This is a genomic window from Lactivibrio alcoholicus (genome assembly GCF_055390895.1).
Window position 1 is genome coordinate 1,337,400 of the sequence record NZ_AP042471.1, and the last position, 15,947, is coordinate 1,353,346.

Genomic DNA, 15,947 nt, shown 5'->3' on the forward strand with positions numbered 1-15,947 from the left:
GAGATATGAGGACTGAAATGTATCTCGCAAATAAATGTTTCACGTGAAACACTCATCCGGAACATTGGCATTTGCTTCGGCATAACGACTCGATCTGTGTATCGGCGGGACACCCCGGAAAACCGTGCGCGATCCATGGAGGGGTACGCAACGGATGTGGAGGCAGATTTCTCGACACGCGACATCACCCCGCCTCGACGCGATGGCTTGGAAACTTCGCGATACGATCGCATCGAAATTCGCCTCGAAAGATATTCGTCGCGAGACAAATCTCATTCGCCCCGGTATAGTGGCGGGATTCTTCTCCGGATGCCTCACAAACGACCGGATACTTCCTCGCGTTGACATCAATCATCCCGGAAATTCACTCCTCTCAAAAATATCCGCAGATGAAATGCGTAGCCGACAAGTTTCAGCAAAATTCGTCTTTCATCGCACAATATGAGAATTCATCTGAACTTCCACAATCAGCCGCCGTCGATCAGTCGCTTCACTCTCTTCTCTTCACCTCAAACGATGAATCATTTTTCGATATCACCCCATATCCCAAGGGAGTCCTTCGCATTGTGCAGAAGAAAGAATTTCCGTATCGCTCAAAAAAAGGAGAGCGATCCGGTAAAGCCAAGCGCGAACTCTTTGCCTTCAGAAGCGCCTTTGGAAGCGAAGACGATACATACCGAGAATCGGGAGCATTCTGCGATACGTGATATCGCTCGAATCCGTTACGCACGTGTCAATCGTTCATTTTCGCCGGAGTTGCGACAAAACGAACTCTAACGCAAAGAAACAGATTGAATGAGCACATCTGTATGCCATATTGGATTCAAACGAATGGCAATATCTCGAATCCTTCTCCGAAACCTTTAAGCGACGGTCTCACATGAAATGGAATAATGTATACTGGAAAAAATGCACTTTGTATTCGCGATACAATCAAAAACTACTTTCCATTCCTATCGTGATTTCTTACCTGCTGAAGTATCGATCGAACCAAGAGCCACGCCTGATGAAGTCCGATGACCGCACCAAGAAACATGCAGCCGGGAACGAAACCATCGGAATATCCTCTTTTTGAGAGAAAAATTCCCAAAAGATAGCCAAGGCCAATATAGCCACCTATAAGGAAAGCCGTCGACACGATCTTCCCGAAGACGATAAGATCGTCAGAACGAAGGTACATGGATTATTTCCCGGGAAATATTTCTTCCGCGTTCTTCTCGAGAATGTCACAGAGCGCGGAAAATCTCTCCTCATCTATTCCTTTGATCGTCAGAGAAAGGAGATCTCCCGTCCGACGCGCACGGAGCGTCGCTCCCCAATTCCTGCCTGCGGTTTCGAAACGTTTCGGAAGTCGGACTCTCTTTGAGCGAATTCTTTCATCGGTGCGCCGGGACGATTCCGGAGAGTGGGATTCTTCAGAAAGCTCGTTGAGGCTTCTGATATAGTCCTCAAGGTCTCTGACGGAGAGATTGCGTTCCGAGACCAGACGTGCGATTCGTTCCGCCTCGTCAATTCCCATTCCGATCAGAAGTCGTGCGTGCCCTTCGGAAATTGTCGCTTCCTCGAGCATGTCCTGAATTCTATCGGAGAGATTCAGGAGGCGGATTGTATTCGCGACGCGGCTTCGGCTCCAACCGATTCGCCCCGCAAGTTCCTCCTGGGTAAGATTATGGTCGCGGATCAGGGAAGAAAGTGCTCGTGCGGTTTCGAGAACCGAAAGATCTTCGCGCTGAAGATTTTCGATCAGCGCGATTTCGCGAAGCGTCCGGTCGTCTCCCTCAATGATCCGGACTGGGATCTCGGTACACCCCGCGATCGTGGCGGCGCGCCATCGACGCTCACCGGCAACGATTCTGTAATGGGTGTCCTCGAGGATGACGAGAATCGGCTGCACGACCCCATGCTCGCGGATGCTTTCGGCGAGCGAAGCGAGACTTTCCTCGTCCATACGGCTTCTCGGCTGTTTCGGGTTCGGAATGAGTCTGTCGACGGGAAGCGTCGCGGGCGGGGCCGCCGGGTGATCGAAGGAGTGTTCCTCAGCGGAGGGAAGGATCGCGCCAAGTCCGCGACCTAGGGCTCTCGGACGAGCCATCGTGCCGCCACCTCCTTCGCGAAGCCGACATAGGCGAGCGATCCTGTACATGCCGGATCGTAATACGTGGCGGGGGTCGCATAGCTCGGAGCCTCCGAGAGACGGACGTTCCTGGGGATAACCGTACCGAAGACCGCTTCCGGAAACTGACGTCGCACCTCTTCGGCGACTTCGTTCGACAAATTCGTGCGTCCGTCGAACATCGTGAGAAGGACGCCGTCGATTCCGATCTGAGGGTTGAGCGATTCGCGAAGGAGCTGAATCGTATGGGCGAGCTGCCCGACTCCTTCGAGCGCGTAGTACTCGCACTGGATCGGAATGACGAGTTTTCCGGCAGCGACGAGGGCGTTGATCGTCAGAAGTCCGAGCGACGGCGGACAGTCGATCAGGGCGACATCGTACCCCGAGAGTTTCGCGAGGTGTTTTCTGAGCTGTGTCTCCCGGCTCAGAACGCTCGCGAGTTCAAGTTCGGCTCCGGCAAGATCGATGTTGGACGGCAGGAGAAAGACGTTTTCCCATTTCGTTCCGAGGATCGCGTCGGCGACGGGGGTGTTTCCGATGAGGACGTCGTAAAGTGTCGTCTCGAGTGTCGCCGGGACGGCGCCGAGGCCGCTCGTGCAGTTACCCTGCGGGTCGATGTCGACCGCGAGCGTCCGATATCCGAGACGGCCGAGTTCGGCCGCGAGGTTGACGCACGTCGTGGTCTTTCCGACGCCGCCTTTCTGATTCGAAATTGCGATAGTGATCATGCCTTCACCTCCACCAGGGATCTTTTTCCGCGGAGCCCGAACGTCTTGGAAAGGCTTTCGGGCACGGATCGCTCTTCTTCCAGGCGAGAAGATAGCGTTCCTTTTCGCCGATACGATACGCGACAAGCGTGGGGGGAAGGAGTCCGAGCCCTCTCCACGAATTGATGAGTGCGATCTCTTCCGTATATCTCGGTCCCTTGAACGCGAGGAGAGTACCGCCGGAGCGAACGAGAGGCGAGAGGAGTTCCGCGGCTACCCCCGCTTCCGCGAGGGCGCGGGCGCCCGCGAGGTCGAACGATTCCCTTCGGGATTTCGCAAAGTCCTCGGCGCGAGCGCAGACGACGGTGACGTTCGCAAGTCCGAGGGCGGCCGCCATAGTCTCCATCGCGGCGCACTTTTTGTGTACGCTGTCGAGAAGCGTTACGGAAAGACGGGGACGGCAGATCGCCCAGACAAGTCCTGGCAGCCCGCCTCCCGATCCCACATCGATGACGTCTCCCGTCGGGGGAAGCGACGGAAGCGACCATGCACAGTCGACGATGTGCTCCTCCCACAGGATACCCGGATCCGTCGGGCCCGTCAGCCTGATTTTCCCTCCGTACGAGGCGAGCAGATCGACGTACCGTCGTAGCATTGCTTCGTTTCGCGTGAGTTCCTCATGGATTATCTGCCTGTATTCGTTTTCGTTCATACGCTTCCCTCCGTTCGGATTCAGGTACTATCATATATTGAGAATCTTTCCATGACCACAGGAGGAACTGAATGCGATTTCTCGAATCTCTCATGAAAGCGGCACTGGAACGCCCGAACGCTCGTGTCGAGTCTCTTCTGATCGGCTGGAAGGGAAGTCTGACGCTCCTCTCCGACGGACGCACGGGGCTCGGATGGGCTCCGTCCTTCAGTACCGGGAGCACCCAGGTCCGCAACGATATTGCGCGCCGTCTCATCTCGGCTTCGGCTCACGATCTCGTGTCGCTCTACGCGTCTCCGTTTCCGCAGGAGTCGGCGGCGGCATCCGCGGCGATGGCTGCACTCTGCTCGCCGGAGGGCGGTCTCGGTCTCGAATCGCTCATTCCTCTGCCCGGAGACAGCTCCGTAGCACTCCTCGATGCCGATCGCCCGGTCAAGGAGACTCTCGAAGACTGGGGGTGGACCGTAACGTCGTTCGGAGAGCGCACGGGACACCGGCGGACACTTCCGGGCTGGACATCCACATGCGCCGCATCGTCGTTTCGCGTGTTCTGGCTTTCGGGAAGACTCGTTCCCGACGGAACGCTTCGCGCTCTCGTACCGGTCGTCCCGCAGGGAAGCGCCGTCATCGTCCAGGGACCGGGAATTCCATTCGTTCCGGATGTTTTGTACCATATGGGAGTACAGTATCTCGTTCTTCCGCAAATCGCCTCCGGCGCGGAACGTTCCTGCCTTTCGCACATCGCCGCGGGGGGCGATCCGTGGCTTTCGCCACATGTTCTGTGGCGTGCGTTTCGGTGCGTCGGAACGGATACGAAAGATTTCGGGACTCCGTGATGACGGATGAAGGGACTCGGGTCTCGTCTAGTGGGCTCCCCATGTCATCCACAGAGACGCGTGTTATCCACAATATCCGTCCTCATGCGCGCTTTTGCGTCGAAATGCACCGGTTATCCACCGACTTATCCACTTGTCCACAATCATGTGAATAAATCGCGGACGCTATCAGTGTGTCGGACAAACACGATTTTTTGCTTTTCAGTGCGTTTCACTTCGGATTTTTTGCAGTCGGACGTCTCTCCTTTGTGATACCATGAAAGGCACGTCGAAGTCTCCTGCAGACGAGGGGGAGGAAATATGGAGTACCGCGTCTTCCGCGCCGGACTGCTGGCCGTATGCCTTTCGCTGTCGTTCCCGTATGACGGCGTCTGTCTCGACGGCTCCGCCGCGGTTTCGAAGGACATGGAGATTATCTCGTATGGATCCAGGGACGATGCGACGCTCGAACGCGAGTCCCGGACGGATCCGAACGCTCAGGCGGAATGGGGCAGGCGGCTTCTGATCCGCGGAAAGCACGCTGAGGCGGTCCCATTTCTCGCGAAGGCGGCGGAACAGGGAATTCTTTCGGCACTGACGAATTACGGATATCTTCTCGTCAATGGACTCGGCGTCGCGCAAAACGTCGCGAAGGCCCGGTCGCTTTTTCTGCGGGCAGCCGATCTCGGAAACGCCACCGCGATGAACAACCTCGGATGGATGTACCAGAACGGACACGGAAGCCCCGTCGACTATTCCGCGGCGCTCACGTGGTACCGGCGGGCGGCGGCCGAGGGATACGCCCCCGGACAGACGTCTCTCGCCTATATGTACGAAAACGGCCTCGGACTTCCGCGCAACGCGACGGAGGCCGCCGCGTGGTATCTGAAGGCGGCCGAGCAGGGCAACGCGGCCGCGCAGAACAACCTCGGGGCGCTCTGCCTGAAGGGAGACGGCGTGAACGCCGACCGCGCGAAGGCGCTCTTCTGGTTCCGGAAGGCGGCCGACCAGGGAGACGCGGCCGGGCAATACAATCTCGGGACGCTCTATGAACTGGGCATCGGAGTCGACGCGGACGCGACGAAAGCGGCGATGCTGTATGAACGTTCGGCGCTTCAGGGGCACCCTCACGCCCAGTACGCGCTGGGTGCGCTCCATCTCGCCGCGAAGGATTCCGCGAAGGCGTTTCCGTGGCTCGAACGCGCCGCCGGAAAGAGACACGCGTGTGCGCTGAACAGCCTCGGGATCCTGTACCAGAACGGAGAAGGCGTCGAGGCGAACCTCACGAAGGCCGCGTTCTACTATTCGCAGGCATCCGAAGCAGGACTCCCGGAGGCTCTCTACAATCTCGGGTTCCTGTACGAAAACGGCCTCGGCGTCCGGAAAGACGCCGAAAAGGCCGTGTCGCTCTACTCCCGGGCCGCCGAAAAGGGAAACGCGGCCGCGTTCTATGCGCTCGGGTGGCTCTACAAGGACGGAGCCGGGATCCCCTGCGATACGCGCAAGGCCGTTGAGTGCTTCGCGAAGGCCGCCGAGCGGGGGTATCCGCTCGCCCTCACGAACATGGGCAAGATCTGCGAAGCCGGTTTCGGCACGGAACGGAATCGCGCCCGGGCGTACGCGTGGTATCGCCTCGCCGCCGAAAGCGGCCAGGAACAGGCCGCGCAGCTCCTCGACGAGCTGCGCCGGGGCATGGAACCCCGGGAACTGACGCAGGGCGAGGAGATCTTCCGTCAGATGCGCCTGCGCGTTCACAAGGAATCGTAGGAAGGGCTGTATGAATAGGAAATGAAGATACGGAAACGCTGGATCTGTCTTGCGGGGGGCCTCGTCGGGGCCCTTTCGTTTGGATATGCGCTCCTTCAGGGAATCGACATCGGGACGGACATGGTCCGTTCCAGATTGCTCGATACGGTCGGCGCAAGTCTCTACGGACGGACGGACGTCGCCTCGGTCGCCGGGAACCCGATCGTCGGCTATCGCGCGCGGGATGTGCGCGTTCTCTCGGGGGACATCGAATCCGTGCGCGTCGGCAGCCTCAGAATCCGTATCGATCCCGTGCGGGCCGTGAGTGGCCGCGATCCCGTTTCGGCGGTCTCGGCCTCGGACGGCTTCGCGGATCTCTCCGTACTCGTCGACCTGTATCGCCCCTCCTCGTCGGACGAACCGCCCGTATTTCCCAGGATTTCCGTCCGGAGGACGCTTCTGGATCTCCCGTCCGGACCGGTTTCCGTCGACCGGATTACGATCGGCGCGATCGAATCGTCGAAAGATGTCGCGAGCGTCGAGGGAAGCGTATCCTTCCTCGGGACGCCGATCTCGGTCAGCGGGAAGCTCCGCGGCGACGGTTCGGCATCACTGCGCGCGTCGTCGCGCGTCGCGAGCGCCGATCTCGACGGACCGCTCCTGACCGGAGCGCCGTTTTCGATCGTCGCCTCCGTTCCCGACCTCTCGAAGCTCCTTCCGTACCTTCCCCAGGGCGCCCCGTCCCTTTCCGGGAGCGCCGGGGCCCGTGTCCGGATCTCTCCGTCGGGAACGGATGTCGTCTCGGGCAACATAGCGGTCGCGGGCGCGAAGATCGCGTCCGTCGATATTTCGCGCGCCGGAGCCGCGTTCGCTTTCGACGGCCGGAAGATCTCCGTCGTGTCGCTCGACGCGACGGTCATGGGAAGCAGCTTCCGCGGCACGGCGGCCATGGTGATCGCGGACGATCCGAAGGTCTTCCTCTCGCTCCGCTCGTCCGGCGTCAGGATCCGGGACTGGAAGGATCTCTTCCCCGAAGCGGCGTTCGTTTCGGGGGTGATCGACCGGCTCACGCTCGGCGTTTCCGGTACGCTCCGGGCGCTCCGCGGCATGGTGGCGCTTCAGGCCGCCCGCCTTTCGGTCGCGGGTTTCGCCGTGAAGAACATCCGGGGACACGTCGAGATCACCCCTTCCGGGTACGACGCCAACATTCTGGGCACCGTCGCCGGAACGGAACTCCGGGTCACCGGGAAACCCGGGAAGACCGGAGACGCACCCAGGATCGAGGTCCGTTCCGACAGGATCGACCTTGCCGCCCTCGCCTCGGACACCCCGGAACTCTCGGGACTCGGTCTTTCGGGAATCGCACGCGGCGCAGTGACGATCGAGGGCCGCTCAATCCGGGGTTCTCTCTCGGGAACCGGACTGCGCATCGCGGATATTCCGGTCGACTCCGCCGCCGTATCGGTCGCGGGGACGACGACGAACCTCGCGCTCGACCCGATCTCCCTCGCCTCGGAGGGAAGTTCGGTTTCGGGAAAGGGGAGCGTCAGGATACGCGACGGAGTTCCGCTCCTGTCGATCGCGGGCTCCGGGAATCTCCAGCCGAAAACGCTCGCCAGACTCCTTCCGGAACTTCCGCTTTCCGGACCGCTCGCACTCTCGTGGATGGTCGAAGGGAACGCCGACAGACCGGTCGTCACGCTCGACGCGCAGGGAAAGAACCTCCTGATCTCCCGAAAGATCCCCGTGTCCGCGCTTTCCGCCGGCGGACGGTACGAGAATGGAACCGTCACGCTCGCCGGAACCGGCGCGGCGTTGCTCGGAGGAACCGTCGCGGTTCAGGGAACGATCCACCTGAACGGAACCAGATCCCGTATCGCGCTCTCGGCAGCGATGCGGAACCTGAGCCTCGCATCGCTGCGGCGGGCGCTCGACCTGTCCGTTCCGCTCGAGGGACAGGCCGAAGGAACGCTCTCGGTGGAAGGTTCGATCGAATCCCCGGTCGCCCGCGGCGAGTTCGGCGCTTCGGGAAGCGTCGCGAACCACCCTGCGAAGCTGCGCGTATCGGTCGAGACGAAGGATGGAACGATCGCCTTCCCGTCGGTTTCCCTCTCCGTCCTCTCGGCGGATTTCTCGGGCCGCGGCAGGATCGCGCTCTCGGCGCCGAAGAAGCCCGCAACCGTCTCGCTGACCGCGACGGCGTCGAAGATCGACCTTCGAACCCTGGCGACCGCGACGGGAATCGACCTTCCCCTCTTCGGAACGGTCGTTGCGGAACTCGGCGTCACCGGAAGACTCGACTCGCCCGCATTCGCGCTCGTGCTCACCTCGCCCGAACTCAGGGTCTACGGCCTCGATCTCGCGGACGTCACGGTGACGCTGCGTCCCGCGAAGGCCGATAAACCGGAAGCCGGCATCGCGATCCTCGTGAAGGCCGTTCTCGGCGGACGACCGGTGCGCCTGCGCGGAACGATCGTCCCGAAGAGCGACGGAACGTTCGTCCGCCTCGCGACCGACGGCACGTCGCTCGACCTCGCCGGACTCGCCGAGGCTATCGGTCCGGACCGCAAGGGGACGATGTCCGGGCTGGTCACGTTCTCGACCGAAGGGACGATCCGCGACGACGGATACAGGGGTACCGGGAAAATCGAAGGAAACAGGGCGATTCTCTCCGGTTTCGAGGTCCGGGATTTCTCGTTGCCGTTCGTCGTCTCGGACGACCGGGTTTCGATCGCGAAGGGAACCGCGTCCGTCTATGGCGGCGCCGCGAAGACGGACGCGGAGTACCGGATCGCCCAGGGGGCATGGACCTGCACGCTTTCGGTGACGAGCATGGACCTCGACCGGGTCTCGCGCCCGCTGCTCGCAGCCCCGGGACGGATCGAGGGGAACGCGGATCTGAAGATGAAGGCATCCGGCACTGCGGGCCGCTTTCTCTTCGTCTTCGGCGACGGAAGCTTCTCGGCCAGGAACGGCGTCATTTCTGGGTTCCCCGCGCTCAAAAAGCTCTCGGATACCGGAACTCTCCGGTTCAACTCGCTGTTTTCGAGCTTCAACATCGACGGCAAACGTCTCTACCTGCTCCCGGGAAGCCGCGCGGCGGCCTGGCCCGGAGATCCGGTCTACCGATACTTCGGCGTGACGGGAAACGTGGGGCTCGGAACGTCCGACCCGTTCGACCTCAAATGCATGGGAGAAATCAATGTCCGTGCGCTCAACACCTTCCTCGGCGCGCTTCAGGGGTTGCTCTCGATCGAGGGGACGCTCACGAACGCGGCATTCCTCCAGAACTTCCTGTCCGGACTCATCGGCGGACTCTCCACCAGGGACTTCCGCGAGACGAGTTTCTCGCTCAGGGGAACGTGGGCGAAACCCGAACTCTCGGACTTCAAGGTCACGCGCGAGGCGAAGAGGACACCCGACGTCCCGTGGACGACGCCGGCGAAACCCTCGACGGGGAACGGGCGGGACTTCACGATCCGGATCGACATTCCGACGGGCAAGGGGGCGGACTCGACCCCGGGCGCCGAAGACCAGGTGAAAAAGCAGATTCTCGAAAATCTCATGAAGAGCATCGTCACGACGGGGGAGTCGAACTGATCCCGGAATCCGGGGAATCCTGAAAGAAAAGACATGATTGTAACACAACCGTGATGACCGCCCCGGGGCGGAAAGGGTATGATATTCGGACGGGGACCGCCCCGAATACGCCGCCGGAGGTGGACTCAATGGACGCGACTTCGGACAACCCGCGCGACGGACGAGAGATATCGACGATCGATCTCGACGACCCGTCGCTGTTCCTGAACCGCGAGATCAACTGGATCGACTTCGACGCGAAGGTGCTGGAAGAGGCGGAGGACGAGGAGACGCCGCTTCTGGAGCGTCTCAAGTTCCTGTGCATCTTCTGGAACAACCTCGACGAGTTCTTCATGGTCCGCGTCGCGAATATCTTCCACCAGCACACGACGGGATTCCTCAACCTGCCCCCCGACGGAATGACGCCCGCCCGGCAGCTCGCGACGATCCGCAAGAAGCTGCTTCCGCTGATTTCGAAGGCGCAGAACCGCTGGCTCGGGGATCTCCTGCCCGCGCTCCGCAAGGCCGATATCAGGATCACGCCGTTCGAGGAGCTCGGCGAAAAGCAGAAGAAGTTCCTCGAGGGGTACTTCCGGAACGAGATATACCCGATCCTGACGCCGCAGGCGATCGACCCGGGGCGCCCTTTCCCGACGATCTCGAACCTGAGCCTGAATTTCCTCGTCGAACTCCTCGACCCGGATTCGGGCATCCGCTACGCCCGACTCAAGATCCCGAAGAACTTCTCGCGTTTCGTCTTCATCCCGCGCAACAAGGAGGCGAAATCCTACTCGTCGTTCGGGATCTCGAAAAACACGCGCTCCTGCGACATCGTCCTGATCGAAGACATGATCCGGACCTTTCTGCCGCTGCTCTTCCCCGGATACAGGGTTCTCGACGCGGCGACGTTCCGGATCACGCGGAACACGGACGTCGAGATCGAGGAGGACGAAGCGTCCGACCTGCTCGAGGCGGTCAGGAACCTCGTGGACCGAAGAAACTTCGGCGAGATCATCCGGCTCGAAGCCTCGAAGGACATGTCGCGGGACATGCTCACGTTCCTGATCCGCCGCTTCCACCTCGCGCCGTTCCAGGTCTACCGGATGCGCGCGCCGCTCGCGTTCCAGGGGTACATGACGCTGTGCGACACCGAACGCCCCGATCTCAAGGACGAGCCGTTCTCGCCCCGGATGCCGGCGCCGTTCCGCGATGGCGCTCACATCTTCGCAGGCATCCGCGCCGGAGACGCGCTCGTCTACCATCCCTACGACAGCTTCATCCCGGTGCTCGACTTCGTTCGCCGCGCCGCGACCGATCCGAAGGTCGTCGCGATCAAAATCACGCTCTACAGGGTGGGGAGCGAGTCCCCGATCGTCCAGGCGCTCATCGAGGCGCGGCGGAACGGGAAACAGGTGACCGCTCTCGTCGAACTCAAGGCGCGTTTCGACGAGGAACGGAACATCACGTGGGCGGAGGCGCTCGAGGAAGCGGGCGTCCACGTCGTCTACGGGCTCGTCGGGTACAAGATCCACGCGAAGATGTGCCTCGTCGTCCGGCGCGAAACCGACGGAATCCGCCGCTACGTCCACATCGGCACGGGAAACTACAATCCGGTCACGGCGCAGATCTATGGAGACCTCGGGCTCTTCACGGCGGACCCGGCAATCTGCGCGGACATCACCGACCTGTTCAACGCGATTACGGGCTACTCCCGCAAGGACGACTATCGCCGGATCCTCGTCTCGCCGATGACGACGCGCGCGGGGATCATCGGACGCATCGAGCGCGAGGTCGCGCGACACCGCGCGCACGGCGACGGCGAAATTCTGTTCAAGATGAACCAGCTCGTCGACAAGGCGTGCATCCAGGCGCTCTACCGCGCGTCGATGGCGGGGGTCCGGATCCGGCTCCAGGTCAGGGGAATCTGCTGTCTGCGTCCCGGCGTTCCGGGAGTGAGCGAGACGATCGAAGTGACCTCCGTCGTCGGACGCTTCCTCGAACACGTCAGGATCTTCTTCTTCCACAACGGAGGAGACGAGGAGCTTCTCATCGGAAGCGCCGACCTCATGCCCAGGAACCTCGACCGGAGAATCGAGATCCTCGTGCCGGTCCGCGACGCCGAGATCCGCCGGACGATCCGCGACGATATCCTAAGGATCCATCTCGCCGACACCGCCAAGGCACGCTGTCTCCGGGAGGACGGAACGTACGTCCGCGTGAGGTCCGGAAACGGGGAACCCGTCGTCGATTCCCAGCGGATCATGATGAACCGGACGTCGGGATACACCCCGGTTCGCGGGGAAGAGGAAAAACGCCATGAACAGCTCCGGTTCTGACGGCTCGCTGCGGTATGCGGCGGAGACGATCCTCGGGTTCCTGTCGCGCTTCGAGGAGCAGGCCGGCTGCATCGCGCCCGGCGCGGACATCGAGTTCCTGCACCGCGCGCGCGTGGCGACGAGGCGCCTTCGCGCGGCGTTCGGGCTCTTCGCTCCGCTGCTTCCCGAGGGACACGACGAGCGGGACGGGATCGCGTCGGTCAGGCGCGTCACGACCGCGCTCGGTCGCGCCCGCGATCTGGACGTCCAGCTCGAGTTCCTTCGCGAAAAGTCGGAGGCGCTCGGGGAGACGGACGGGAAGCGGCGGATGCCCGGCATCGCCCGCCTCGTCCTGCGGAAGTCGCAGGAACGCGAACGGCTCGGGGAAAGGGTTCTCGGCGCCCTGCGCCGGTGGCGCGGGTCCGGAACGCCGGAGCGCGTCAGGGAGCGCCTCCGTCGTGCGGTCATGAACCCGGACGCCCGCGGGAACGGGGATTCTCCCTCCGGCACCCCCGCTGCGTTCGCTTTGCTCGCCGCGCAGGTCGATCGGGAGCTTCGCGTCGCCCTGAGTTTCGATCTCTTCGTGCGCGATCCTTCGGCCGTGACCGAGCTTCACGAACTGCGAAAGGCGACCAAGCGTGTGCGCTACATGCTCGAAATGCTCGATCCGCTCTTCGGTGGAGCGCTCTCGGCCCCGGCCGCCCGCTTCCGGACTCTTCAGGACGATCTCGGCGCAATCCACGACTGCGACGTGTGGATCGCGGAGCTTCCCGGTTTTCTGGAGGCGGAGCGGGAGCGGACAATCGCGTATTTCGGAACGCCCCGCCCGTTCGCGCGCCTCGTCGAGGGCGTGGAGTTCCTGCTCGACGACCGCAGGAAGGAACGCTCCCGGCTCTACGGTTCCTTCGTGAAGACGTGGGAGCGGGAACTCGCGGACGGACTCTTCGGGACGACCTCGGACATTCTGAACGGACGCGAAACAGTCGAAACGAAGGAGGCGACGGAGACATGAAGATCGTCTGTCTGGGCGACGTCCACGCGAATCTGCCCGCGCTCGAGGCGGTCCTCGAAGATTCGCGGCGGCGAGGCGGAGACATCGTCCTCAACACGGGCGACATCGTCGGATACGGGCCGTGGCCCGAAGAGTGCGCGACGCTGCTGCTGCGCACGCAAATGGCCGGCGTGATCGGGAATTACGACGCGAAGGTCCTCGACGCGAAAAAGCGATTCGACGAATGGAAGAAGACCAAGGCACCCGAAAAGATCGAGGCGTTCCTCTGGACACGACACGCGCTTTCCCGCGCAACGCGCGAAGAGCTCTCCAGGCTGCCGGAGACGCGGCGCTTCACGGCCGCGGGAAAGCGCTTCCTGATCGCTCACGGAAGCCCCGATTCCCCGGACGAATTCGTCGGCCCCGAGACCCCCGGAGAACGGCTGGACGCGATCGCGGACACGTCCGACGCCGACGTCGTCCTTCTAGGACACACGCACGCCCCGTTTCTCCGGAAGGTCCGGGGCGTCTGGATCGTCAACCCGGGGAGCGTCGGCCGCCCGGAAGGCGGAGACCCGCGCGCGTCGTACGCGATCCTCAACGTCCGGGACGGGTACTTCCGAGTCACGCACTATCGCGTTCCCTACGACGTCGAGAGGACGACCGCGGCGCTCCGGGAGCTCGGAATGCCCGCGTCGCTGACGGATGTCTTCGAACGGGCGCGCCCGATGATTCCGTCCGGCGGACGCGAAGCGGCGGAGATGGCGCTCGCGCGCATGACGCCGGAGAACGTGCGCCACAGCCGTCAGGTGACGCGGCTCGCGCTCGCGCTGTTCGACGGGACGCGCGGCCTTCACGGCCTCGGGGACGACGCGAGGCGCCGGCTCGAACTCGCGGCCGTGCTCCACGACATCGGCTGGTCGGGCGGCGCGAAGGGACACCAGAAGCGTTCGATGCGCCTGATCCTCGAACGACCCGACCTGATTCCCGACGGGCGCGACCGCACGATCGTCGCGCTGCTCGCGCGATATCACGGAACGAAGGAGCCCGGCGAGGACGACGAACGCATCGGAAGTCTCACGGAGAGCGAACGGGAGGAATTCACGCGCCTCGCGGCGCTTCTGCGCCTCGCCGACGGGCTGGACTTCACCCACGCGGACGCAGTCCGCGATGTCGACGTCACCGTCGACGGCACGGGCGTGAGAATCCGCGTCGGGGCGGACTCCGAACCGCTCGCCGACATCGGCCGGGCGATGGAGAAGAGCGGCCCGTTCAGGAAGGCGTTCGACCGCGAGCCGGTCATCGAATGGCGCCCCATCTGATCCCGACAGAGGGGCACGTCGTCGGGCTCGTCGATCTCGGAACGAACTCCGTGCGGCTCCTCGTCGTGCGGATCAACGCGAACCGCTCGTACACGATCCTGAATCAGCACAAGGTCATGGTCCGGCTCGGCGAGGGGGAGTTCGTGAAGCAGCGCCTCAGGCCCGAAGCCATGGAGCGCACGATACTCGTCCTGCGCCGCTTCGCGGACATGGCCCGGAATCTCGGCGCGGAGGAGATCTACGCGGTTGCCACGTCCGCGACGCGCGACGCCGAAAACCGCGACTCATTCATCGAACGCGTCCGCAGGGAGGCCGACATCGATCTCAAGGTCATCTCGGGTCTCGAGGAAGCGCGACTGATCTACCTCGGCGTCGCGAGCGGCGTCCACCTCGGGAACCGGAACGCCCTCTTCATCGACATCGGCGGTGGCAGCACCGAGGTCGTCGTCGGCAACCAGGTCGAATACTCGTACCTCGACTCGCTCAAGCTCGGCTGCATTCGCCTTGCGAACATCTTTTTCCTCCCGGGCGAGGAGGAGCCGGTCGACGACCACCGGTACGCACTGCTCCGGCAGTACATCCGAAACGCGTCGCTGCGGAGCGTCCAGCGCCTCGCCGAGTCGGATTTCGACTTCGTCCTCGGCAGCTCCGGAACGATCGAGACGCTCGCCGAAATCGCCCGGCGCGCGCCTGGCAGAAGCAAGAAGCGGGAAGACGAGGGGGATTCCGTCGTCACGTTCGGTCAGATCGAGGCCGTCATCCGGAAACTCCGGTCCGCGACGCTCTCCGAGCGCCGCAAAATCCCGGGAATGACGCCCGAACGCGCGGACATCATCATTCCCGGAGCCGCGATTCTCCACACGCTCATGCAGGAACTGAAGCTCCGCGAAATCCGCGTCTGCGCGCGGAGTCTCAAGAACGGTCTTCTCGTCGACTACCTCATGCGCGGGACCTACGGCGGCTACCTCGAACCCGAAATGTCGGTCCGGGAGCAGAGCGTACTCCAGCTCGGCCGCTCCTGCGGCTTCGACGAGGAACATGCGCGGCACATCGCGGAACTCTGCCTCCAGCTCTTCGACGGCGCGGCCGCGATCGGCCTCCACGACCTCGGGAAGCGCGATCGCGAGCTGCTCTTCTACGCGGCGCTCCTCCACGACGTCGGGCTCTTCCTCTCGTTCAGCAACCACCAGGCACACAGCTTCTACATCATCCGGAACGTCGAGCTTCTCGGTTTCCACGCGCAGGAGATCGCCGCGATCGCCGCGACGGCGTTCTACCACAGGAAGCGCGCTCCGAAGAAGAGCGATCCGGAGTTCGCGCTCCCCGACGCCCCGTCGCGGAAGGCCGTCCGGGTCATGTCGATGTTCCTCCGGATGGCCGAGAGCATGGATCGGAGCCACCAGCGCTTCGTCAGGCGCGTGGAGTTCGTCCGCAGGGGAGACGTCATCATCCTGCAAATCACGACGATCCCGGGGTGTCAGCTCGAGATCTGGTCGCTCGAAGAGCACATCGGGACCTTCGCGAAACTCTTCGGCGAACGCTTCTCGATCCGGACGGACACATCGCCGGAATCCGGGGGCGTCTGAATTCCCTCCACAGGATCCCGGAGTTGGCCGATTGCCCGGCATTCCTTCCGGGGACTATACT

11 protein-coding genes are annotated in these 15,947 nt (G+C 62.6%); 8 read left to right on the forward strand and 3 right to left on the reverse strand.

The window, feature by feature from the left end; translation table 11 throughout:
- Positions 1-341 precede the first annotated feature (341 nt).
- Complete coding sequence (locus ACZ5IU_RS06330; protein ID WP_464421349.1) at positions 342-707, forward strand: hypothetical protein; 366 nt, start codon at positions 342-344, stop codon at positions 705-707.
- A gap of 476 nt (positions 708-1,183) precedes the next feature.
- Here ACZ5IU_RS06330 and ACZ5IU_RS06335 read toward each other — a convergent pair whose 3' ends face one another.
- From ACZ5IU_RS06335 to rsmG, 3 genes are read right to left on the reverse strand one after another with little or no spacing between them, the layout of a single operon-like run.
- Entirely contained in the window at positions 1,184-2,092 is a 909-nt protein-coding gene (locus ACZ5IU_RS06335; RefSeq protein ID WP_464421350.1) for a ParB/RepB/Spo0J family partition protein, read from the reverse strand.
- Entirely contained in the window at positions 2,071-2,841 is a 771-nt protein-coding gene (locus ACZ5IU_RS06340; protein WP_464421351.1) for a ParA family protein, read from the reverse strand. The genes ACZ5IU_RS06335 and ACZ5IU_RS06340 overlap by 22 nt, the downstream gene beginning before the upstream one ends.
- Positions 2,842-2,845: 4 nt before the next feature.
- Positions 2,846-3,532, reverse strand: a complete 687-nt coding sequence (gene rsmG / locus ACZ5IU_RS06345) for a 16S rRNA (guanine(527)-N(7))-methyltransferase RsmG (protein ID WP_464421352.1) — start codon at positions 3,530-3,532, stop codon at positions 2,846-2,848.
- A gap of 71 nt (positions 3,533-3,603) precedes the next feature.
- Here rsmG and ACZ5IU_RS06350 point away from each other — a divergent pair, with 71 nt between their 5' ends.
- From ACZ5IU_RS06350 to ACZ5IU_RS06380, 7 genes are all read left to right on the forward strand, one after another.
- Positions 3,604-4,368, forward strand: coding sequence for a Rossmann-like domain-containing protein (locus tag ACZ5IU_RS06350; protein ID WP_464421353.1), 765 nt, complete (start codon positions 3,604-3,606; stop codon positions 4,366-4,368).
- Positions 4,369-4,668: 300 nt separating this feature from the next.
- On the forward strand, positions 4,669-6,114 hold the full coding sequence (locus ACZ5IU_RS06355) for a tetratricopeptide repeat protein (protein ID WP_464421354.1): 1,446 nt from the start codon (positions 4,669-4,671) through the stop codon (positions 6,112-6,114).
- Between the two features lie 21 nt (positions 6,115-6,135).
- A complete protein-coding gene (locus tag ACZ5IU_RS06360; RefSeq protein WP_464421355.1) occupies positions 6,136-9,693 on the forward strand; it encodes a hypothetical protein in 3,558 nt (1,185 codons plus the stop codon).
- 128 nt (positions 9,694-9,821) lie between these two features.
- Positions 9,822-12,008 carry a polyphosphate kinase 1 gene (gene ppk1, locus ACZ5IU_RS06365; RefSeq protein WP_464421356.1) on the forward strand — a complete coding sequence of 729 codons (2,187 nt, stop codon included), beginning with the start codon at positions 9,822-9,824 and terminating at the stop codon, positions 12,006-12,008.
- Entirely contained in the window at positions 11,989-12,999 is a 1,011-nt protein-coding gene (locus ACZ5IU_RS06370; protein WP_464421357.1) for a CHAD domain-containing protein, read from the forward strand. The genes ppk1 and ACZ5IU_RS06370 overlap by 20 nt, the downstream gene beginning before the upstream one ends.
- Positions 12,996-14,300 carry a YfcE family phosphodiesterase gene (locus ACZ5IU_RS06375; RefSeq protein WP_464421358.1) on the forward strand — a complete coding sequence of 435 codons (1,305 nt, stop codon included), beginning with the start codon at positions 12,996-12,998 and terminating at the stop codon, positions 14,298-14,300. Before ACZ5IU_RS06370 ends, ACZ5IU_RS06375 begins: the two co-directional genes overlap by 4 nt.
- Positions 14,285-15,886, forward strand: coding sequence for a Ppx/GppA phosphatase family protein (locus ACZ5IU_RS06380; protein WP_464421359.1), 1,602 nt, complete (start codon positions 14,285-14,287; stop codon positions 15,884-15,886). Before ACZ5IU_RS06375 ends, ACZ5IU_RS06380 begins: the two co-directional genes overlap by 16 nt.
- Positions 15,887-15,947: the final 61 nt, after the last annotated feature.